This is a genomic window from Streptomyces sp. SID5643 (assembly GCF_009872555.1).
Classification (GTDB): domain Bacteria; phylum Actinomycetota; class Actinomycetes; order Streptomycetales; family Streptomycetaceae; genus Streptomyces; species Streptomyces iakyrus.
This window is the reverse complement of record NZ_WWIC01000069.1, coordinates 1-20604: the sequence shown is the minus strand read 5'-3', so window position 1 is coordinate 20604 and position 20604 is coordinate 1. Positions and strand designations below refer to the sequence as shown.

General features: G+C 70.1%; 19 protein-coding genes. 8 read left to right on the top strand and 11 right to left on the bottom strand.

The features are described 5' to 3' along the window. Positions 1-380: 380 nt before the first annotated feature. The gene (locus GTY56_RS08585; protein WP_033308238.1) at positions 381-1046 is read right to left on the bottom strand and encodes an HAD family hydrolase; all 666 of its coding nucleotides are present in this window, start codon (positions 1044-1046) and stop codon (positions 381-383) included. Positions 1047-1115: 69 nt separating this feature from the next. Beyond that, entirely contained in the window at positions 1116-1628 is a 513-nt protein-coding gene (locus GTY56_RS08580) for a DUF6912 family protein (RefSeq protein ID WP_161364099.1), read from the bottom strand. Between the two features lie 829 nt (positions 1629-2457). Here GTY56_RS08580 and GTY56_RS41295 point away from each other — a divergent pair. Further along, positions 2458-2808: an Rv3235 family protein gene (locus GTY56_RS41295; RefSeq protein ID WP_524540086.1), complete on the top strand. Its 351-nt coding sequence runs from the start codon at positions 2458-2460 to the stop codon at positions 2806-2808. 154 nt (positions 2809-2962) lie between these two features. Here GTY56_RS41295 and secA read toward each other — a convergent pair whose 3' ends face one another. Continuing rightward, positions 2963-5809, bottom strand: a complete 2847-nt coding sequence (secA, locus tag GTY56_RS08570; protein WP_161364095.1) for a preprotein translocase subunit SecA — start codon at positions 5807-5809, stop codon at positions 2963-2965. A 298-nt stretch (positions 5810-6107) separates the two neighbouring features. Between secA and GTY56_RS08565 the strand changes: the two genes are divergently transcribed. Both GTY56_RS08565 and GTY56_RS08560 read left to right on the top strand, forming a co-directional pair. Then, entirely contained in the window at positions 6108-6674 is a 567-nt protein-coding gene (locus GTY56_RS08565; RefSeq protein WP_161364093.1) for a GNAT family N-acetyltransferase, read from the top strand. A gap of 68 nt (positions 6675-6742) precedes the next feature. Then, positions 6743-7915: a winged helix-turn-helix domain-containing protein gene (locus GTY56_RS08560; protein WP_161364091.1), complete on the top strand. Its 1173-nt coding sequence runs from the start codon at positions 6743-6745 to the stop codon at positions 7913-7915. A gap of 9 nt (positions 7916-7924) precedes the next feature. On the opposite strand, the gene GTY56_RS08555 is transcribed toward GTY56_RS08560, so the two are convergent. From GTY56_RS08555 to mtrA, 6 genes are all read right to left on the bottom strand, one after another. After that, entirely contained in the window at positions 7925-8671 is a 747-nt protein-coding gene (locus GTY56_RS08555) for a response regulator (protein ID WP_107455305.1), read from the bottom strand. Between the two features lie 205 nt (positions 8672-8876). Next, positions 8877-9572, bottom strand: a complete 696-nt coding sequence (gene hpf, locus GTY56_RS08550; protein ID WP_161364089.1) for a ribosome hibernation-promoting factor, HPF/YfiA family — start codon at positions 9570-9572, stop codon at positions 8877-8879. Positions 9573-9883: 311 nt separating this feature from the next. Beyond that, positions 9884-10843, bottom strand: a complete 960-nt coding sequence (locus GTY56_RS08545) for a ComF family protein (protein WP_161364087.1) — start codon at positions 10841-10843, stop codon at positions 9884-9886. A 266-nt stretch (positions 10844-11109) separates the two neighbouring features. Then, positions 11110-12939 carry an LpqB family beta-propeller domain-containing protein gene (locus GTY56_RS08540; protein WP_346345440.1) on the bottom strand — a complete coding sequence of 610 codons (1830 nt, stop codon included), beginning with the start codon at positions 12937-12939 and terminating at the stop codon, positions 11110-11112. Next, positions 12929-15121: an MtrAB system histidine kinase MtrB gene (gene mtrB / locus GTY56_RS08535; protein WP_161364085.1), complete on the bottom strand. Its 2193-nt coding sequence runs from the start codon at positions 15119-15121 to the stop codon at positions 12929-12931. Before mtrB ends, GTY56_RS08540 begins: the two co-directional genes overlap by 11 nt. Position 15122: 1 nt before the next feature. Further along, entirely contained in the window at positions 15123-15812 is a 690-nt protein-coding gene (gene mtrA / locus GTY56_RS08530) for a two-component system response regulator MtrA (RefSeq protein WP_009188938.1), read from the bottom strand. Positions 15813-15982: 170 nt separating this feature from the next. Between mtrA and GTY56_RS08525 the strand changes: the two genes are divergently transcribed. Next, positions 15983-16504, top strand: a complete 522-nt coding sequence (locus tag GTY56_RS08525; protein WP_161364083.1) for a hypothetical protein — start codon at positions 15983-15985, stop codon at positions 16502-16504. A 464-nt stretch (positions 16505-16968) separates the two neighbouring features. On the opposite strand, the gene GTY56_RS08520 is transcribed toward GTY56_RS08525, so the two are convergent. Next, positions 16969-17532, bottom strand: coding sequence for a GNAT family N-acetyltransferase (locus GTY56_RS08520; protein ID WP_161364081.1), 564 nt, complete (start codon positions 17530-17532; stop codon positions 16969-16971). Then, the gene (locus tag GTY56_RS08515) at positions 17529-18302 is read right to left on the bottom strand and encodes a GntR family transcriptional regulator (protein WP_161364079.1); all 774 of its coding nucleotides are present in this window, start codon (positions 18300-18302) and stop codon (positions 17529-17531) included. Before GTY56_RS08515 ends, GTY56_RS08520 begins: the two co-directional genes overlap by 4 nt. Positions 18303-18461: 159 nt before the next feature. Between GTY56_RS08515 and GTY56_RS08510 the strand changes: the two genes are divergently transcribed. The 4 genes from GTY56_RS08510 to GTY56_RS08500 all read left to right on the top strand — a co-directional run. Then, positions 18462-18791, top strand: coding sequence for an SCO3933 family regulatory protein (locus GTY56_RS08510; RefSeq protein WP_161364076.1), 330 nt, complete (start codon positions 18462-18464; stop codon positions 18789-18791). Positions 18792-18793: 2 nt separating this feature from the next. Continuing rightward, positions 18794-20134, top strand: coding sequence for an FtsK/SpoIIIE domain-containing protein (locus tag GTY56_RS08505; RefSeq protein WP_161364074.1), 1341 nt, complete (start codon positions 18794-18796; stop codon positions 20132-20134). Between the two features lie 79 nt (positions 20135-20213). Then, on the top strand, positions 20214-20381 hold the full coding sequence (locus GTY56_RS39835; protein ID WP_202509906.1) for a hypothetical protein: 168 nt from the start codon (positions 20214-20216) through the stop codon (positions 20379-20381). Positions 20382-20458: 77 nt separating this feature from the next. Continuing rightward, a partial coding sequence (locus GTY56_RS08500; RefSeq protein WP_161364073.1) for a DUF2637 domain-containing protein occupies positions 20459-20604 on the top strand: 146 nt, incomplete at its 3' end.

Genomic DNA, 20604 nt, shown 5'->3' with positions numbered 1-20604 from the left:
CCGCAAGGTGAGATGAGCGGGGGTGTCTGAGCCATTCTTGAGCTGCGCCACCGGTGTGACGATGCTCTCTGCGACGCCCGGGTCCTGGTGATGTTCGGCGTCCCGGGAGCCCTCGACGGCACGTCCCGCCCGCGAAGACCAGCGACTGCCGCCCGGTCACGGATGTCGTCCGTGCTCTCCGGGCGCAGGGCAGGGACGACGACGTCCCCGCGAACTATCGCGCTGATCACGCCACCAAGGCTATCGCTCCTTACAGGGGCTCCGTCATGAGCCGTATGTGTACAAAACCAGCCCTGGAAGTTTGACGTTCTGCACAGTGCCGCTACGCGTTCCGGTCTGGGGGGACCTCTTGTCCGGTCCGGGAGACCTCTGGGAGCCGGTCAGGCCGCGAGCCGCTCCGCCTCCTCGACCGCCTCCTCCAGCGTGTCCACGACAGGCACGCCGACCGCTTCCAGGCTCACCCGGCTGTGCGACCCGCCGGTGTACAGCACGGCCCGGGCCCCGACGTGCAGCGCGGCTACGGCGTCGTCCGCCGCGTCCCCGATCACCACGGTGCGCTCCGGCGCCACCCCGCTCAGCGACGCCAGGTGCCGCACCATGTGCTCGGCCTTGCTGCCCCCCGACGGCCCGGTCCGCCCGTCCACCCGTATGAAGTGCGGCTCGATGCCGAAGCCGCGCACCAGCGGCACGAGCTCCTCGTGCACGTACATGCTCAGGATCGACTGGCTGCGGCCCGCCGAACGCCACCCGGCCAGCAGCTCCACGGCCCCGACCGTCAGCCCGCACGCCGTCCGGTGCTCGGCGTAGTACCGGTGGAAGACGTCGTCCATCGCCTCCCACTCGGCCTCGGTCGGCAGCCGCCCCATCAGCCGCTCGTAGAACTTCGGCACCGGCACGCAGTACAGCTCCCGGTACTTCTCCAGCGTCAGCGGCTCGAGCCCCAGCTCGGCGAAGGCCGCGTTCGTCGCCCCGATGATCGCGTCGATGTCGTGGAACAGCGTCCCGTTCCAGTCCCAGACGATGTGCGCGCCCGTCTTCATCCCCATGCCTGAAAACGTACCCGCCCCCACTGACAATCAAGAGGACGGCGCCTCAACGCGCCCCCGGGGCCATGTTCAGTCCCGGTGCCCGACCAGGTTCGCGATCTCCTGCGTGGCGAACCACAGCAGCTCGTGGTCCTCGGCCCCGTCCACGAGGGACTGCGCGTCGTCGTCCCCGCCGTCCGCCGCCCGCAGCGCGTCGGCGGCCGCCGTCACATCGGCCTGGGCGTCCGCCGCGTCGACGTGCACCGACGCCGCCTTGCCCAACGGCACCGCGTCCGCGACCCGCACCTCGCCCGGCGCCGGATCGAGCTCCCGGCCGGGATCCGCGCTCACGGCCCGGTCGGCCACGTCGACGGCGATCACGACCCGGCGCCGCGGCGCGTCGGGCTCGGCCGCCAGCAGGCGCAGCGAGGCCAGCGCGGCCCGGCCGAGCGCCGCGTACTCCAGTTCCTCGGTGTCGTCGGAGACGTACCACTCGCGCAGCCCGGGCGTCACGGCGTAGGCGACGAACGGTCCGGCTCCCAGCTCGCCCGTCCTGTACGCCTCGGCGAGACCGGGGAGGGTCAGGGGCACGTAGACACGCATGGGCTGGCCGCTTTCGTGGTCGTGGTCGGGGGATCCGAAGGGCTCCGCGAGGCTGCGGAAGGCCTTCAGGATACGTGCGGGGCGTCCCCTTTCGAGTCCCGCCCCGAGCCGCCCGGGGCGTCCACTCCGGGCCGGGAATTCACCCTGCACACCCCCGCACTCACGGGCTCCACGCCTCTGATATCACCCGGATAAGTGAACCTTCCGGCGCCCACGACGCGTATCCCGCTTCCTTGCCGCCGCCCCCGTCGGCCCCGTACAAGATCACCACCCGAAGTTACTCCCCGGTACTCGCCGGGCCCACGAAACGGGGACCCCCATGCACAAGGTCATGACCAGGACCCAGCCCCGCCCCACCCGCGCCCGACCCGGCACCGGCCGCCCCGCGACGACGGCTCCCCTCACACGGGGGAGCACGACGCTCCTCGACGGCACCGCGCCACCTGCACCGGCCGACACCGCGCCCGGAGCTGCACCCCGCCCCTCGGACGGCGCTGCTCCACGCCCGACCGGCGCCACCCCACCCCGCTTCCCCACCCGCCATGAAGCCGCGCCGGCCGCCCCGGCCGGCGCAGCACCTCCGCGTTCCCCCGGGAGCGGCCGGGCCCGGCCTCCGGCGGCGGGCGGACGTCCTCCGGCCTCCATCCGTGCCCGGGCCTCCCGCACCCGCCCGTCGGACACACGCCCGCCGACCCCCTCGGCGACCCGGACAGCACCCCGCAGGACCACGGCAACGGACTCCACCCCGGCGCCCACGGACGCGACCCCTTCCGCCCTCGCCGAGGCCGGAACGGCCCCCCGCGTCCCGGCCCAGGGTTCCCGCCCCGCGGTGATCCCCCAGCCCCTGCCCACCGACCTCTTCGCCGACCTCCTCGTCGCCGTGCTGAGCGGTCACCGCCCCGTCCACTCGATGCTCCGCCACACCCGTGGCCGCGCCTACGACGAGCTGGCGTGGCTGGCCGAACGCGGCCCCCTGCGCACGCGCGGCGCCCGTCCCGTCGTCCGCGACATCGGCTACTACGAGCCCCGTCCGGGTGCCATCGAGGCCTTCGCCCGTATCGGTGCCGGCGACCGGCTGCGCGCCATGGCCTTCCGCCTGGAACTCGGGCGGGACCGCCGGTGGCGCTGCACGGCGGTCGAACTCGGCGGCCCCCGCCCGCCTCGCCCCGAAGCCGGCTGAGGCCGCATCGCCCACTGAGGCCGCATCGCCCACTGAGGCCGCATCGCCGGCTGAAGCTGTCGACGCCGGCCTATGCCGTCGACGCCATGACGCCGAAGGGCCGGACACCCTCAGGTGTCCGGCCCTTCGAGCCGCTACGACGTCCAGGCGAGCGTCACTTCTTGCGGCGCCCGCGGCCCCGCGCCTGCTTGCGCCGCTCCGCGCGCGTGAGGCCGTCGGCCTCGGAGCGCACCGGCTCGCCGTCCTCGGTGAAGTCGCCCTCGATGGTGCCGCCCTCGCCGTCGACCGTCGGCGCGGAGAAGTGGAGGTTGCGCCGCTGCGGGACGTCGAGGCCCTTGGCGCGGATCTCCGGCCGGGAGCCCGCCTGCGCCGGCACCGCGTCCTGCTTCTCCAGGTCGGCCACCGGCTTGGTGTCCTCGACCGGGACCTCCTCGACCTGCTGCTCGACCTGGACCTCCAGGTTGAACAGGTAGCCGATGGACTCCTCCTTGATGCCCTCCATCATCGCGGTGAACATGTCGAAGCCCTCGCGCTGGTACTCGACCAGCGGGTCCTTCTGCGCCATGGCGCGCAGACCGATGCCCTCCTGGAGGTAGTCCATCTCGTAGAGGTGCTCGCGCCACTTGCGGTCCAGGACCGACAGCACGACCCGGCGCTCCAGCTCCCGCATGATCTCGGAGCCGAGCTGGTCCTCACGCGCCTGGTACTGCTCGTGGATGTCGTCCTTGATGGAGTCGCCGATGAACTCGGCGGTCAGCCCGGCACGGTCGCCCGCCGCCTCCTCCAGCTCCTCGACCGTGATGTTGCACGGGTAGAGCTGCTTGAAGGCGCCCCACAGCCGGTCGAGGTCCCAGTCCTCGGGGAAGCCCTCGGCGGTCTCGGCCTGGACGTAGGCGTCGATGGTGTCGTCCATGAAGTGCTGTACCTGCTCGTGCAGGTCCTCGCCCTCCAGGACGCGGCGCCGCTCGCCGTAGATGACCTCGCGCTGGCGGTTGAGCACCTCGTCGTACTTCAGGACGTTCTTGCGCGTCTCGAAGTTCTGCTGCTCGACCTGCGACTGGGCGGAGGCGATCGCGCGGGTGACCATCTTGTTCTCGATCGGCACGTCGTCCGGGACGTTGGCCATCGACATCACGCGCTCGACCATCTGGGCCTTGAACAGGCGCATCAGGTCATCGCCGAGGGAGAGGTAGAAGCGGGACTCGCCGGGGTCGCCCTGACGGCCGGAGCGACCGCGCAGCTGGTTGTCGATGCGCCGCGACTCGTGGCGCTCGGTGCCCAGCACGTAGAGCCCGCCGAGCTTCTCGACCTCGTCCTTCTCGTTCTGGACGGCCTTCTCGGCCCGCTGGAGCGCCTCGGGCAGGGCGTGCGCCCACTCCTCGATGTGCTCCTCGGGGTCGAGGCCACGCTGGCGCAGCTCCGCCTCGGCGAGGTCCTCGGGGTTGCCGCCGAGCTTGATGTCCGTACCACGGCCGGCCATGTTCGTGGCCACCGTGACGGCGCCCTTGCGGCCGGCCTGGGCGACGATCGTCGCCTCCCGGTCGTGCTGCTTGGCGTTCAGCACCTCGTGCTGGATGCCGCGCTTGCTGAGCTGCTGCGAGAGGTACTCGGACTTCTCGACGGAGGTCGTGCCGACGAGGATCGGCTGCCCCTTGCGGTGCTTCTCCTCGATGTCGTCGACGACCGCCTCGAACTTGGCGACCTCGGTCCGGTAGATCAGGTCCGACTGGTCCTTGCGGACCATCGGCCGGTTGGTCGGGATCGGCACCACGCCGAGCTTGTAGATCTGGTGGAACTCCGCGGCCTCGGTCATGGCCGTACCGGTCATGCCGCACAGGCCCGGCTGTTCCTTGCCGTTGTGGTCGTGGCGCTTGTAGAGGCGGAAGAAGTTCTGGAGGGTGATCGTGGCGAGCGTCTGGTTCTCGTCCTTGATCGGCACCGACTCCTTGGCCTCGATCGCCTGGTGCATGCCCTCGTTGTAGCGGCGGCCCGCGAGGATACGTCCGGTGTGCTCGTCGACGATCATGACCTCGTCGTCGATGATGACGTAGTCCTTGTCCTTCTTGAAGAGCTCCTTGGCCTTGATGGCGTTGTTCAGGTAGCCCACCAGCGGGGTGTTCACCGACTCGTAGAGGTTGTCGATGCCCAGCCAGTCCTCGACCTTGGCGACACCGGACTCGTGGATGGCGACGGTGCGCTTCTTCTCGTCGACGTCGTAGTCGCCGGTCTCCTCGATGCCCTTGAGCGGCTGGCCGGCCTCGCCGCGCTTGAGGCGCTTCACCAGCTTGGCGAAGTCCCCGTACCACTTGGTGGCCTGGTCGGCCGGGCCGGAGATGATCAGCGGCGTACGGGCCTCGTCGATGAGGATGGAGTCGACCTCGTCGACGATGGCGAAGTTGTGGCCGCGCTGGACGAGCTCGTCCTGGGACCAGGCCATGTTGTCGCGCAGGTAGTCGAAGCCGAACTCGTTGTTCGTGCCGTACGTGATGTCGCAGGCGTACTGCTCGCGGCGCTGAGCCGGCGTCATGTTGGCGAGGATGCAGCCGACCTCGAGGCCCAGGAACCGGTGGACGCGGCCCATCATCTCGGAGTCGCGCTCGGCCAGGTAGTCATTGACCGTGATGATGTGGACGCCCTTGCCGGACAGGGCGTTCAGATAGGCCGGCAGGGTGCCGACGAGGGTCTTGCCCTCACCGGTCTTCATCTCGGCCACGTAGCCCATGTGCAGGGCCGCGCCACCCATCATCTGCACGTCGTAGTGACGCTGGCCGAGGACGCGCTTGGCGGCCTCGCGGACGGTGGCGAACGCCTCGGGCAGCAGGTCGTCCAGGGTCTCGCCGTCGGCGTAGCGCTGCTTGTACTCATCGGTGAGGGCGCGCAGCTCGGCGTCGGAGAGGTCGACGAAGTCCTCTTCGATGGAGTTGACCTGGTCCGCGATGCGGTGCAGCTTGCGCAGGATCTTGCCTTCGCCTGCACGCATGATCTTCGAGAGGACGGACACGGGGGTTGGTCTCCTTGCCGGTCGGGCCTGGGACGGTCGGTTACCACTTGACTTACTGAGCAACGGCCATCGTATGCGAGGACCCCACCGCGCCGGGAGGGCCTGCCGTGACGGCGACCGTCCGCTGCTTCGATTCTGATTCACGTCTGCGTCGAGATTCACGTCTGCTTCAAAGGGGACAACGTGCAGCCCCCTCGGATAGTGCCGCACCCCTCCACCGAATTGCACAACCCGTGATCACCTCTTCACCGAGGGCAAACACGGGACATCACGGCCGGCGTCCGAGCAGAATCGCCCGATGGAACCCGTCACCCTCACCACGGACCGTCTGTTGCTGCGCACGGTGGGACCCCAGGACACCGACGCGGTGCACGAGGCCTGCCAGGACCCCGACATCCAGCGCTGGACCACGATCCCCTCGCCCTACCTGCGCGAGCACGCCCAGAGCTTCACCGGACAACTGGTCCCGGACGGCTGGCGGGACGGCTCCATGTTCACCTTCGGCGTCTTCCTGCACTCCGGGGAACTGGCGGGCATGCTCGGCATCACGATGCGTGCCCTGGGCATGGGCGAGATCGGTTTCTGGGCCGCCAAGCAGCACCGCGCCAACGGCTACGTCACCGAGGCCGTCCTCACCGTCTGCCGCTGGTCCTTCACCCGCGCCGCACTCGACCGCGTCGAATGGCGCGCCGAGGTGGGCAACCGGGCCTCCCGCGCGGTGGCGGAACGAGCGGGCTTCACGATCGAGGGCACGCTGCGTTCCGCGACGAACAACAAGGGAGTACGACGGGACACCTGGGTGGGCTCGCTGCTCCCCTCGGACCTGGGCCTGCCGTCCACGGCCCCGTACCTGCCGGCACGCTGACCTGCCCGTCCTCCATGAGAACCCGCAGGTCACCTCCCGTTGTCAGTCCCACCCCCTACGCTGCGCCCATGACCACCCCTCGCCCCATTGCCGACCTCTCCGCGGACGAGGCCCGCAGAATCGCGCTCCGCGCCCAAGGCTTCCTCGGCGCGCCCGACCGCCGTTCCGGTGTCCGTGGCGTCCTGCGCCACCTGGGCGCGATACAGCTCGACACCATCTCGGTCCTGGCCCGCTCCCATGAACTCGTCCCGTATGCCCGGCTGGGCGCGGTCGGCCGCAGAACGGTCGAGGACGCCTACTGGCAGGACACGCACTCCTTCGAGTACTGGTCCCACGCCGCCTGCATCCTGCCCATCGAGGAGTGGCCCCACTTCGCCTTCCGCCGCCGCGCCTACCGCAACCGCCCGCACTGGAACCACGACCTGCCCGACGGCGTCTACGACCAGGTCATCAAGCAGCTCCGCTCCGAAGGCCCCCTCACGGCGACGGAGTTGGGCGGCGCGAAGAAGACGAACGACTGGTGGGACTGGTCAGGCTCCAAGGTCGCGGTGGAACGCGCCCTCATGTACGGCGAGGTGGTCTGCGTGGAGCGCCGCGGCTGGAAGCGCATCTACGACCTCGCCGAGCGCGCCGTGCCCGACGATCTGCTGCACGACGAGCTGGACGACACCGAGTGCCTGCGCCGCCTGGTCGGTCTGGCGGGCCGGTCCCTGGGGGTGGGCACCCGCGCGGACATCGCCGACTACCACCGCCTCAAGGGCGAGCAGGTCGACGCGGTGATCGCCGAGTCCGGCCTGGTTCCGGTCTCGGTCGAGGGCTGGGGCAAGCCGGCGTGGGCCGATCCCGCGGCTCTGGAGACGCCCCCGCGCGGCCGCCACCGCACCACGCTCCTGTCGCCCTTCGACTCCCTGATCTGGGAGCGGGCGCGCACGGAGCGGATCTTCGGATTCACGCACCGCCTGGAGGCCTACGTCCCCAAACAGAAGCGGATCCACGGCTACTTCGCGATGCCGGTCCTGGCCGGCGGCCGTCTGGTCGGCCGCGTGGACCCGGCCCGCGAGGGCCGCACGCTGGTCGCCAAGCAGGTCACATTGGACGGCCCGAAGGCCGTCCCGGCCGTGGCCCAGGCCCTGGCCGAGGCAGCGACGTGGGTGGACTGCACGGACGCCCGTGTGGAACGGGTCGACACGCCGGAGCTGCGCGAGCCCCTGGCGCAGGAACTCGCCCGCCTTCTCGGCTGAGATCGCGTCCTAGCGGATCTCGAGGATCTTCTCCCGCATCGCGTACACCACCGCTTCCATCCTGGAGTGCAGTTGCAGCTTCTCCAGGATGTTGCGGACGTGGTTCTTCACGGTGTTCTCGGAGATGAACAACTCCTTGGCGATGTCACGGTTGTTCATTCCCGTCGCGACGAGCTTGAGGACTTCCAGTTCGCGGTCGGTCAGGCGCGGCGCGGGCACCAGCCGGCGTTCGTCCGTGCGCTGGATCATCGACTTGAACTCGGTGAGGAGTTTCGACGCCATGGACGGGCTGATCTGCGACTGTCCGTCGGCCACCGCCCGAATGGCGGTGGCCACCTCGTCCGTGGAGATCTCCTTGAGGAGATAGCCGGTCGCCCCCGCCTTGATGGCGTCGTAGAGATCGGCTTCCTCGTCGCTGATCGTCAGCATGATGATCTTGGCGCTGGGTGCCACCTCCTTGATGGAGGTGCACGCCTCGATCCCACCCCGCTTGGGCATCCGCACGTCCATCAGGACGATGTCGGGCAGCAGGTCGGCGGCCTTCTCGACGGCTTCGGCGCCGTCGCCCGCCTCCCCGATGACCTGGATGTCCTCCTCGGCCGCGAGCACGATCTCCAGGCCCCGGCGGAACAAGGCGTGGTCGTCCACCACAAGGACTCTGATCGGTTCCTTGCGTGGAGTCCCCGAGTCCGGGCCCATGCCGACGACGCCGTCGTCGGCGTCCTCGTCACGCATCGGTCCGAAGCTGTCCGCCATCGTTCCTCCCCCTGAAGGCTGTGGCCTGAGGTCCTGAGCCATCGCCAACCCAGAGCAACGACCCACCGGTTGGGCCGTGGCCACCATGATTTCATGCCCGGACGGCAGCGGGGTGCCGGAGCGGGGCGCGAAGTGGTCGCACGGGGGTGCCCCTGGGGGCGCACACGCGCTCCAGGGGCACCTGTTCCGCTGTCTGCCGGCACGGTCAGCCGCCGAGCGCACCACCCGCGTCGGGGGAATGCGCCTGGGTGACCATCGTGTCCGTGCTGAGGTGGATCACGCCGTAGTCGTAGGCGTGCCGTCGGTAGACGACACTCGGTTCCTTGGTCTCGGAGTCGACGAACAGGTAGAAGTCGTGCCCGACCAGCTCCATCTCGTAGAGAGCCTGGTCGAGGGTCATGGGGGCTGCGACGTGGGTCTTCTCGCGGACGACGATGGGGCCGTCACCCTGGACCTCCAGCGAACCGATCTTCTTCGTGGGTACGGCCTCGGGCTCCTCCTCGGAGGCCGTCACCAGGCCGTTTCCGTTGAGCGTCGCCACACCCGGGACGTGGTCGGCGACCTCGGCGGCCGGGATGCGGCGCGCGCCACGGCGCGAGTACCGCTTGTCGTGCTGCCTGCGCAGCCGGGCTTCCAGCTTTTCCGCCGCCAGGTCGAGCGCCGCGTACGGGTCGCTCGCCGCTGCCTCCGCCCGGATCACCGGGCCGCGGGAGCGGAGCGTGATCTCCACTCGGTCACAGCGGTCGGCCTGCCGGGGGTTGGGCTCCTTGGACACCTCGACGTCGAGGCTGATCACCTTGCCATCGAGCTTCTGGATCTTCTCCAGCTTCAGCTTCTCGGCCACGTGCTTCCGGAACCGCTCGGGCACCTCGGTCTTGCGGCCCTTGACGACGATGTCCACGCAGAACTCCGTTCCCGGATCGCTCCGCTGCGGTGCGGAGCGTCTCCCTTTTGCACCAGGCTCCGGTGAGTCCCGGAACCTCGGACTCGGTGACTTCCACCTCCTCCCCCGCGAGCGAGATCTCCACTCCACCGGCGCGAGTGATGAAGAAAAACTCGCAGCACGGCATTCGGATTCGAGAGGTGTGGCCTGCGGCTTTCCCTCTCAACCGAACATATCTCGCCCGGACGGATGTCGTCACCCTCTACTGCGGCGTACCTCCGTTCAGGTGAATAGGCCCTCTCGTTACCTGCAACGACACAAGATCTCAGTCAGTTCCGGTTTATTTCGAAAGAGTCCGGTGTTGCCGCGACCACTGCCGCGCACACCACCTCGACGACTCCGCCGACGTCGCCCGCGCCCGCGTTCACCTGCCGGGCGGGCCACCGGCCCGTCCTCTCCCACCTTGATCCGACGTTCTGTTCCTCTCTGCTTTCCCACGTCTCTCCCGCATACACGGCCGAAGTACTTGAGGCGTTCGGAATCGGCCCCGTCACCCCGAAAGCGGTCCGCCGCCCGCCCGAGACCGCCCGAACGGCACGTGCGGCCTCCGCCAGAGAAGCCCCGGTGGTCATCACGTCGTCGACGAGGACGACCGCTCCCCCGGAGAGCAACCGGGCGCCGCCGGGAGCCACCGCCAGCGCGCCCGCGAGATTGTCCAGCCGCTGCCGGGAGTTGAGCCCCGCCTGGTCGGCCACGGCCCGGCGCTGCCGCAGCACCCCGGCCACCCGGGCCGGAAGCCCCCAGCGGCGCAACTCACCCGCTGCCGCGAGCGCGATCCGCCGCGCCGGATCATGCCCCCGGGCCCGCACGGCCCGCCGCCCGGACGGCACCGGCACGAGCAGCACAGGAGCCCTGCCGTCCGGGGGCCGGGCACCTCCCACCAAGGCCCTGCCGTCCGGGAGCCGGGCCCCTCCGGCCCACGCCGGAGGCCGGGCGTCCCGCAGCCCCGCCCGTACGGCTTCCGCCAGCGCCGCTCCGAGCGGTCCGGCGAGCGCCAGGGCGCCCCGTTCCTTGTGGGCCAGCAGCGTCGCGCGGACCTCGTCCGCGTACCGGGCCGCAGCGTGCACCACGGGCAGCCCGGGCGGCTCCGGCACCGGCCGCACCCGCCGCACCGCGGTTCCGCCCAGCACCGCACGGCACCGCGCGCACAGCGCCGTACGGGGCTCCCCGCAGCCCCCGCACTCGCCCGGCAGCACCAGGTCGGTCAGGTCCTGCCACCACCCCCGCATGGCCACCACTGTGCCCGGGTGGGTCCGGTCCGGCCACCCCTGTGGACAACTGTGGGCAACCGCCTGTGGACAACCAGCCGCCCTCCCCACCGGCCCGTCCCCCACACGAGTGACGCCCCGCAGAAGCCCGGATGCCACAAGCCGGAGGCGACACGAGCACCGGCCCTCGCGCACGCCCCCGAACACCGGCGGCCGCCCCTGCTGAGTCCGACCTCGGCAGGAGCGGCCGCCCGCACCAGCACACCCGCCACGGGGGCGCCGACAGCTCACCCCGGATAGACCGGTGCGGTCCCCTCCGTCACCTTCTGCCACTGCTCACCCGAGGGCAGGCGGACGATGCCGTCCACCGAGTACGCCACCAGCGGCAGCCGGTCGTCCTCGGCGGCGGTGACCTCCTTGACGCCGGTCAGGGCCGCGGGCGCCGGCACGTCCGGCGTGGAGCCGTCGACCTGGACGTACCGCATCTGCTCGACGCCCCCGTGCTCGCGCCCGACCACCACGAGCCGGCTGTCCCCGGCCCACGACATGGTGGTCACCTCCTCCAACTCCGGCGTCGCGGAGCGCAGTTCCACCACCCTGACGGCCGGCTTCTCACCCGGCTTCTCGTCCCGCTCGATCAGCCCGATGAGCAGGGTCTTCTTGCCGCCCTTCTCCACGACGAGCGCGATCCGCACCCCGTCGGCGGCGACCCGCACGGACTGGACCCGTCCGTCCAAGTGCGGCGTGCGCACCTCCACCGGATCGCCCTTGCCCTCCTCGAAGAGGAGCAGCCGGGGACGCTCGGGATCGCGGTCGGCCACCCACAGTCCGTCGTCCGCGTCCCAGCTGGGGGGCGTCAGCCGGTCCTTCTCGGACCGGCCCTGGCTGCGCAGCACCGGCTCGCCCAGCGAACCGCCCGAGACGAGCGAGCCCACGTACAGCGACCGGCCGTCGAGGCTGACGCCGGCGGCGGTGTGCTCGTCACGCGAAACCGCCGCCGACCGCAGCGCGGTGTCTCCCTCGCCGAGGGCGCCCGGCGCCGGGTCCGGCTCGGTGCCGCTGCTGCCCGCTGCGATCCGCACGAGCCGGTGCTTGCCGTCGACGAAGTACAGGTAATCGGGGTGCCGCGCCGAGCTGCGGGAGGCCGCCGATTCGGCCCCCTCCTGCGTGAGCGAGCACAGCTCCGCCCCTCCGGCCCGCAGCTCGACCTCGTCCACCGCCGGGCTGAGGTTGCGCAGCGTGAAGAGCATCTGGGCGGCCATCTCCTCGCACCGGCTGGTGCCGATGCCCGCGGCCTTGCCGTTGAGCGGGACCGTCAGCTTGCTCCGGTCGTCCGGCGTCAGCGCGCCGGCGCCCTTCGCCAGCGCCGTACCGGTGGGGAAACTCGATCTGACCACGGGTCCGAGCCACCGCGTGGGCCCGCTGAGCAGGGAACTCACCATCTGTGTCATGGGCTCCACGCGCCGGCGCACGTAGATGGGGTCGGCGACCGCCGTGGGCCGTGACTTCGATCCGGCCGCGTCGGTGTTCGAGGCGAAGTAATACTTGCTGACGGACATGTAGTTGCGCTGGAAGTCCGACTCGCCGATGACGACGCCCTGCGGCAGCGCGTCGATCCGCCACTGCCGCTTGTCGTCCTGCGTCAGGTGCACGCTCCTGCCGTACGCCCCGGTCGCGGGCGCGTACGCCTGCTGGGCGTCGACGGTGGCGACCTTGGTGCCGGTCAGCATGTACGAGATCTCACCGGTGTCCTCCCCGCCGCCGCCGGGCTCGGGCTTGGCACCCGGCCCGTCCGTCAGCACCGTGGTGGACGCCTCGGGCCGCCAGGTCTTCGCGGCGTCGCCGGTCAGGTACTGGCGTGCGGTCTTGTACCGGGCGTCGTCGCTGGTGAGTGCCTCCAGGAAGCCCTGCACGATCTCCGAGGGCGACGCGTCCTCCCCCGGCGGCACGGCGAACACCTGCACCTGGCTCTCCTGGCGCGGTGTGGACTCCACGCCCCGCAGGTCCCCGCTGTCCGGCATCGAGGCACACCCCGCCAGCACCAGGACGCCGCCGGCGGCGTACGCCATCACGCGCGCGGGCCTGCGCCGGCCGCGCCTCTCGCGGTCAGCGCCCACGAGATGCCTCCCCTTGCCTGTCCGCGTCCCCGGGCCCGGTCGCCCGGCTGCCCGTTCCCGCGGTGTGGTCGTCCTCGTCCCGTGGCCCGTTCACGACCGGATCCCGTCCGGCCCGGTCGTCGGCACCTCCGTCGCGCCCCGCCCCCTCCGGGCGACCCACGCCGTCGCCGGGAGCCTGCTGGTCCGCCCCGGCCGACTCGGACGGCCGGCGCGTGCCCGAGGCAGGCCTGGGCACCACACGGGAACCGTTGCCGGGCAGCGCCGTCGGATCGGCCGTAGGGGCGCTCCGCGGCGGTATCGGGTCCCGCTTCGCCCCCTGCGCCACCGGCCCGCTCACCGGCTGCGCCGGCACCGTCGCCCGCTTCTCTCCGTCCCCTCCGCCGCTCGGCAGACCGGCGTCGTCGAGCCCCCGGTTGCGCCGGGAGTCCTTGGGCTCCAGCGGTATCGGGGAGCCCCGCAGCGGCTCGTCGGCGGTCCTGGGCAGTGTCAGCCGGAACTGCGAACCGCCACCCGGCTCGCCCCACGCCTGCAACCAGCCGCCGTGCAGGCGCGCGTCCTCCAGGGCGATGGACAGCCCCAGGCCCGTGCCGCCCGTGGTCCGCGCGCGTGCCGGGTCGGCCCGCCAGAAGCGGCTGAACACCCGGGTCGCCTCGCCCGGCTTGAGCCCGACGCCGTAGTCCCGCACCGCCACGGCCACGGCACCGCCGGCCGCGGCGAGCTTGACGACGACGTCCCTGCCCTCGCCGTGCTCGACGGCGTTGACCACGAGGTTGCGCAGCACCCGCTCCACGCGCCGGGCGTCGGCCTCCGCGACGACGGGCTGCTGGTCGCCGAGCACGCGGATCCGCGTGCCCTTGCGCTCCGCGAGCGGCTCTGCGCCGCTGACCACCCGCCGTACGACGTCCCTGAGATCTATCGGCTCCGCCTCCAGCGCCGCGGCGCCCGCGTCGAACCGGCTGATCTCCAGCAGGTCCGCGAGCAGCGACTCGAACCGGTCCAGCTGGTCCGCGAGCAGCTCCGCCGACCGCGCGGTGACCGGATCGAAGTCCACCCGCGCCTCGTGGATGACGTCCGCGGCCATCCGTACGGTCGTCAGCGGCGTCCGCAGCTCGTGCGACACGTCCGACACGAACCGGCGCTGCATCCGCGACAGGTCCTCCAGCTGGCTGATCTTGAGCTGGAGGTTCTGCGCCATCTTGTTGAAGGCCTCACCGAGCCGCGCGATGTCGTCCTCGCCGGTGACCTTCATACGCTCCTGGAGCCGTCCGGCCGACAGCCGCTCGGCGATCCCCGCCGCCATCCGCACCGGCGTGACGACCTGCCGCACGACGAGCCACGCGATGGCCCCCAGCAGGACCACGACGAACAGCCCGGCCGTCGCCAGCGTGCCCTTGACCAGGCTCAGCGACTTCTCCTCCTGGGTGAGCGGGAAGAGGTAGTACAGCTGGTACGGGTCGCCGTTGGGGTCGTCCACCTGCTGGCCGATGACCAGGCCCGGCTGGGAGTCCTTGGTCGGGTTGTTGTAGGTGATGCGGGTGTAGCTCTGCGCGGCCGTCGTACTGTGGCCGATCCGCTCACGCAGGTCAGCGGGCACGCTCCGGTTCCAGTCCACCTCGCCGGAGGCACGCTGCCCGCGGCCGCCCGCCCCCTCGGCGTCGGTGGCCGGGAGCGTCACGACGTCGAAGGCGCCCTGACCGCCGCTGGACAGCGAGGAGACGAGGTCGCTCATCCACGGGGTGACGTTCTGCGCGGGACGCCCGACCGAGGTGGTGCCGTCGTCGCCGGTGCCGCTCGCCGCCTCGTCGGCCCGCTGTTTGGCCACCGCGAACCCGCCCGTGGCCTGGCTCTGGGACGCCTTCACCTTGGCGTCCAGCAGTCCGTTGCGCACCTGCCCGATGACGACGAAGCCCAGCAGCAGCACGACGCCCAGCGACATCAGCAGCGTCGTGACGACGACCTTGAGCTGGATGTTGCGCCGCCACAGCCGCATGACGGGCAGCAAGGGCCGGCGCACCCACCGCATGAACAGGCGGATGACCGGGCTGCCCTGGACTCCGCCCTGGAGCAGCAGCCCGCTCTCCAGGAACCGTCCCCAACGGGAGCCGGGCTTCTTCCGCCCGACAGGCCGCTCCGGGCGGGCCCCGGACCGGCCGGGCGCCGAAGCGGCACTGTCGCCGGACATGTCAGCTCGGTCCTGCCTTGTATCCGACACCACGGACGGTCACCACGATCTCCGGCTTCTCCGGGTCCTTCTCGACCTTGGAGCGCAGCCGCTGCACATGGACGTTGACCAGCCGCGTGTCCGCCGCATGCCGGTAACCCCACACCTGCTCCAGCAGCACCTCGCGCGTGAACACCTGCCACGGCTTGCGCGCGAGCGCGACCAGCAGGTCGAACTCCAGCGGCGTCAGCGCGATCGACTGCCCGTCCCGCTTCACGGAGTGCCCCGCCACATCGATGACCAGGTCACCGATGGCGAGCTGCTCCGGAGCGGGCTCCTCCGACCTCCGCAGCCGCGCCCGGATCCGGGCCACCAGCTCCTTCGGCTTGAACGGCTTCACGATGTAGTCGTCGGCGCCCGACTCCAGACCCACGACGACGTCGACCGTGTCGCTCTTCGCCGTCAGCATCACGATCGGCACACCCGACTCCGCCCTGATCAGGCGGCACACCTCGATGCCGTCGCGACCGGGCAGCATCAGATCGAGCAGCACCAGGTCGGGCTTGGCCTCGCGGAACGCGGCCAGCGCCTTGTCCCCGTCGGCCACGAACGACGGCTCGAAACCCTCACCACGCAGCACGATGCCGAGCATCTCGGCCAGTGCGGTGTCGTCGTCGACGACAAGGACTCGTCCCTTCATAAACGACATCATCCCATTCTCATAACGGTGGCGAAGGCGGTGGTGGGCAAGGTCACTGACCAGTGACGATAGTCGTACATGGCCGTCACTGTCTGCCCTTGTCTGTCGGCGTTGATGTCTACGTTGATGTCAGGCTGGGTGCTTGGGGGCTGGCGAGGGGGGCGCCCTGGGAGGGGAGTTGTGTGTCTGAGACCTCAGTGGTTCTCATCAGCTCAGGGGCTGTTCTTGCGGCCAGCGCCATCACTGGAGGCCTGACGTGGCTCGCTGGCCGCAGCAATCTGGTACGGCAGTTGGTGGACCAGAAAGAGACGCGTCACGAGCAGCACCGGAGAGAGGTCTACACCTCATGTCTTGAAGCATTGTCGACCATGCTCGCCCTGACCCAGGAGTATGGGGCCAGCAGAGTGACAGACGGCGACGACGGAGCCCGAGAGCTGCGATCGGAGATTACTTCCCACCTCAATGTTCAGTTCCGGCAGATGTCGGCGGTGCAGCTCGTCGGGCCTGACGCTGTGGTTGACAGCTTCACGCGGGCACACAGTGCCCTCATGGACTTCGCCGAGTTTATCGACCGCTTGCCGCCTGTCGGCAGTCCGTCCAGACCAAGCGACCCTTATCAGGAGGCGCTGCCTTACCTAGAGGCAGTCAGCGAGGCGGTTGACGGTTTCGGCCGTGCCGCACGCGCAGCCTTGGGGTTCAGCTGATCTCGCTGCGCTCCCACCTCCACCCACCACCCACCCCAGCTCCCATCCCGTACGCCGTCGACCCACACACCGTGGAGCAGGCGTGGTTCATGGCGTCCAGGTGGAGCGCGCCACTGTACGAACGACCTGGACGCCATGGGCCGCGTCTGCTCGGCTCTGCCTGGGTCGATGGCGTACGGGATGGGAGCACCCCGCGCACGCCACTACGAATCCGCAGTCGGGAACGGCTCCCCCTCCATCCCGGTGTCGGCCGATCCCCCGCCGGAGGCATGGTTCTAACCCGCGGGCGTTGTGTGCGGTGATCGACTCATAGCCACCGGCCCTATCCACGTGTGGGCGCGCGTCGGCGCAGCCCGCCGGAGCGGGCCGAAGGCAGGAGCGGCGGCGGAGCGGAGCCGGGAAGCGCGCCCGGCGGAGCGGAGCGCAGCCGGGGAGCTTGATGAGGTAGAGAAACCTGTAACAGCTCAAGCCCGGAGAGGTTCCGGACTCGGGGTCTCGTCGGCAAAGCCGTGATCGGCCAGCCGGGCAGGGCGCTGGGCAAGCCAGCCCGAGACACGTGGGCCCCCGTTGACAGCAGTGCCTTCGAGGACGGTCCGCATGTGCTGAAAGCCCTGGTCAAGGTAGTACCGCTGTAGCCGCTGGTTGGTGGTCCAAGCGTCGAGTCGCAGCCACTTGGCCCCTGATCGGTAGGCTCGGTCGCCAGCCCAATCGAGGAGCCTGCCCCCAAGGTCCCGCCCTGCGTAGTCGCGGGAGACAGTCAACTTGTTCACGAACATCGACGGCTCGGCAAGTTCCCCCTCCGACCACAACCCCTCCTCGGCCTCCGAGGTGAGCGTGATCGTGCCTACCGTGTGTCCCCCTTCCCGCAGCATGAAGACGGTGTCGGCCTCGATCGTGGCCAACAGACGGTCTGCCGGGTACGGACGGCTCCACTGATCGCTGCCTAGCGCGCTGATCCATGACGCTGCCTCCTCACGGAAGGCAAGCAACTGATCGAGGTCAGCCGGGGTTGCGAGGGTGATTCTCACTTGGCGTCGTTCTCATTCCGGGCGGACAGGTCGCCGATCTCGTAGTTCATCCGGTTCAGGTCGCCTCGGAACGTGGTGATCGTGCATCGCACCGGGCGCTCTGCGGTGTACCCCGTGCGGGTCCACAACAGAACGGGCACCCCGGGCCCGATCTCCAGAAGACGCGCCTCGTCTGGCGTGGGCATCCGGGTAGCGATCTCGTCTGCGTACCCAATCTGCTCGATGCCGTGGCTGGCGAGGTATCGGGTGGTCCCCTCCGCGACGTCGCCGGGCTCAGCGAGGCGTGGTGCCTCCCGGACCAGCCAATCTGGGTAGTGCGTCGCCTGCGTCGACCACGGCACATCGTCAACGAAGCGGTGGCAGAACCGAAGAACGGCACGTGATCCCGCCTCCACCCGCAACCGCTGGGCGATGTCCTCCGGCATCGTGGTCACCTCGACTCGGAAGGTCTGGTGTGGTCGGCGCCCAGCGTTCGTGACGTCAGTCGAGTAGGCGTCGCCGTTCTGGGGGAAGTTCAGGTTCTCGAACCGCGAAGCGTTCAGCTCGAAGATCTCGTGCTTCCGCACCTCGTAGCCGAGACCTTGGCTCGACGTGATGAGTCCTTGGCTGACGAGCAGGCCCAGCCCGGATCGGACTGTGTTGCGCGAGGCCTCGAAGCGAACTGCGAGCTCAGCCTCCGATGGCAGCCGTGAGCCGGGCCCGTAGGTTCCCTTATCGATCTCGCGCCGCAGCGCATCGGCCACTTGCTGATACTTCGGCTGCTTGCTCATAGACCCCATCATGACGCACTCGCTCAACTTGTTGGTACATGTTCGCGTGAAGTGCTTGACGCCTCACATCCCGTGATGCAATCTCTAGGTATCAGCTTGTACCAACAAGTTGAGCAAGAGGTCCAAAGGGCCTAACACCCACCTGCCCAAGGGGTAACTATGCCGTCGTTCAAGATCGACACGTCGACCGCTGTGGTGTTCGTGGCGACTGCGCCGGAACCGAAGATGGCCAACAAGAAGACCGGTGAGCGGGCCGTGGACCGGGACACGGGTGCGGGTCTGTCGACCGTGGGTCTGCTGGTCTCGGATGAGGGGGAGGGCAACCTCTACCAGGTGACCATCCCGGAGACGGGCTACCCCGAGGGTCTCCAGCCGGGCATGCCGGTCAAGGTCATCGGTCTGAAGGCGCGTGACTGGGAGAACGAGTTCAACGGCCAGAAGCGGCACGGGATCTCGTTCCGCGCGGTCGCGATCACCCCGGCGGCCTGACGATGACGGACCTGACGATGTGGCTGGAGGCCACGGGAGCCTTAGCCGGTGCCGGTGGTCTCGGCTACGCGAAGGTACGCGCGCCGCGCGTGTACTGGTCGCTGGTCGGGATGCCGGTCACCTGGGGCCGCTTCCTCCTCTCGTACCGCTCGACGATGGACGTGTGTGGGCTGACGGTGCATCCGTCGGGTCTGCGGGCGTTCATGACCCGCAACGTCGCTCGCCGGGAGGTTCAGCCGGTCCCGCCGAAGATCCGCCGGGTACGTGGCACCTCGACCGGGCTGCGGGTGACCCTGCGGCTTCCGGCCGGTCTGGAGCCCGCGGATGTGATGGCTTCATCGGAGCGGCTCCGGCACGCCTGGGGGGTCCACTCGGTGACCGTGGTGGAGACGAAGCCCGGCTTCGTGGAACTGCGGATGACCGGCTATGACGTGCTGCGCCGGGTGCGGATGCCGCGCAAGGCCCGCCCGCACGACATGGCCGTGCCGGTCGCGGTGCGCGAGGACGGGACCGCGTTCGAGCGGGACTACCGCAAGGCCCCGATGGCGCTCACCCTGGGCGCAAACCACTCCGGCAAGTCCATGTATCAGCGCAACCTGATCAAGGGGCTGGCGCAACTGCCGGTGGCCCTGGTCGGCGTCGACTGCAAGCGCGGGGTGGAACAGTCTGCCTTCGCGCCCCGCCTGTCGGCACTGGTCACCACTCCCGACGACGCTGCCTCCCTGCTCGGCGCGCTGGTTGCGGAGATGGAAGAGCGCTTCGACCTGCTGAGCCGTCACGGCGTCTCGGACCTGTGGGAACTGCCCGACGAAGTGCGGCCGGTGCCGGTGGTCGTCCTGGTCGACGAGGTGGCGGAACTGTTCCTGATCTCCTCCAAGAAGGATGAGGAGCGCCGGGAACGGATCGTCACCGCGTTGATCCGGCTGGCGCAGATGGCCCGGGCGATCGGCATCTACCTGGAGATCTGCGGGCAGCGCTTCGGCTCCGACCTGGGCAAGGGCGCCACCATGCTGAGGGCTCAGCTCACCGGCCGTGTGGTGCACCGCGTCAACGACAAGCAGACCGCCGAAATGGGCCTGGCGGACGTGGCACCGGACGCGGTCCCGGCCGCGAGCCTGATCCAGATGAACCGCCCCGGGACCGCTGTCGCGGCGGACGCCTCCGGCGGCTGGTCGAAGATTCGCACCCCGAACACCTCGCGCGACGAAGTGGTCGCTGTCTGCCGCGAGTTCGCCCACCTGGTCCCGGAGCTGCCGTTCCTCGACCCGTTCCGCCCCTACGTGTCCGCTCCTGCACCGGCGGCCCGGCCCTCGCTGGTCAAGCCCCGCCCGGTTACCGAGTAGCACCTGCACCCGCCACGGTCGGCGCGACCGCTTCGCGCCAGGTCCCTACCCGAGCCATGCCGAAAACGGAGTGATCCCCATGGCGACGACAAAGACCACCACGCCGGAACCCGCGAAGTGCCCGACGTGCAAAGGCTCGGGGGAGGTCTCCCGCACTGTCCGCGTCGGCCGCAAGCGCCGGACCGTCGGCCGGCAAACCGGCCTGTGCCTGGCCTGCCTCGGCTCCGGCCAGGCCCCCACCACCTGAACTCCCGCCGGGGCCGGGCGGCCGGACACCGCTCCCCGCCCGCCCCTGGCCCGACTCCCCTGAAGGGAGGTGCTCCCGTGTCCCGCTTGATCCGCCCGGATGCCGTCCTGATACAGGCTGTCATCGCCGGTGCCTTGTCCTTCGCTCACCTGCATGACCTGGCCGAAGCCGCCGGACAGACCGGCTGGAAGGCCTGGGCCTACCCGGTCAGCGTCGACCTGCT

Coding starts and splice junctions, on each gene's coding strand:
- GTY56_RS08585 (WP_033308238.1), bottom strand. CDS start 1,046: ATGGGGATGAAGACGGGCGCGCACATCGTCTGGGACTGGAACGGGACG.
- GTY56_RS08580 (WP_161364099.1), bottom strand. CDS start 1,628: ATGCGTGTCTACGTGCCCCTGACCCTCCCCGGTCTCGCCGAGGCGTAC.
- GTY56_RS08565 (WP_161364093.1), top strand. CDS start 6,108: ATGGAACCCGTCACCCTCACCACGGACCGTCTGTTGCTGCGCACGGTG.
- GTY56_RS08560 (WP_161364091.1), top strand. CDS start 6,743: ATGACCACCCCTCGCCCCATTGCCGACCTCTCCGCGGACGAGGCCCGC.
- GTY56_RS08555 (WP_107455305.1), bottom strand. CDS start 8,671: ATGGCGGACAGCTTCGGACCGATGCGTGACGAGGACGCCGACGACGGC.
- GTY56_RS08545 (WP_161364087.1), bottom strand. CDS start 10,843: ATGCGGGGGTGGTGGCAGGACCTGACCGACCTGGTGCTGCCGGGCGAG.
- mtrB (WP_161364085.1), bottom strand. CDS start 15,121: ATGTCCGGCGACAGTGCCGCTTCGGCGCCCGGCCGGTCCGGGGCCCGC.
- mtrA (WP_009188938.1), bottom strand. CDS start 15,812: ATGATGTCGTTTATGAAGGGACGAGTCCTTGTCGTCGACGACGACACC.
- GTY56_RS08515 (WP_161364079.1), bottom strand. CDS start 18,302: ATGAGCAAGCAGCCGAAGTATCAGCAAGTGGCCGATGCGCTGCGGCGC.
- GTY56_RS08510 (WP_161364076.1), top strand. CDS start 18,462: ATGCCGTCGTTCAAGATCGACACGTCGACCGCTGTGGTGTTCGTGGCG.
- GTY56_RS08505 (WP_161364074.1), top strand. CDS start 18,794: ATGACGGACCTGACGATGTGGCTGGAGGCCACGGGAGCCTTAGCCGGT.
- GTY56_RS39835 (WP_202509906.1), top strand. CDS start 20,214: ATGGCGACGACAAAGACCACCACGCCGGAACCCGCGAAGTGCCCGACG.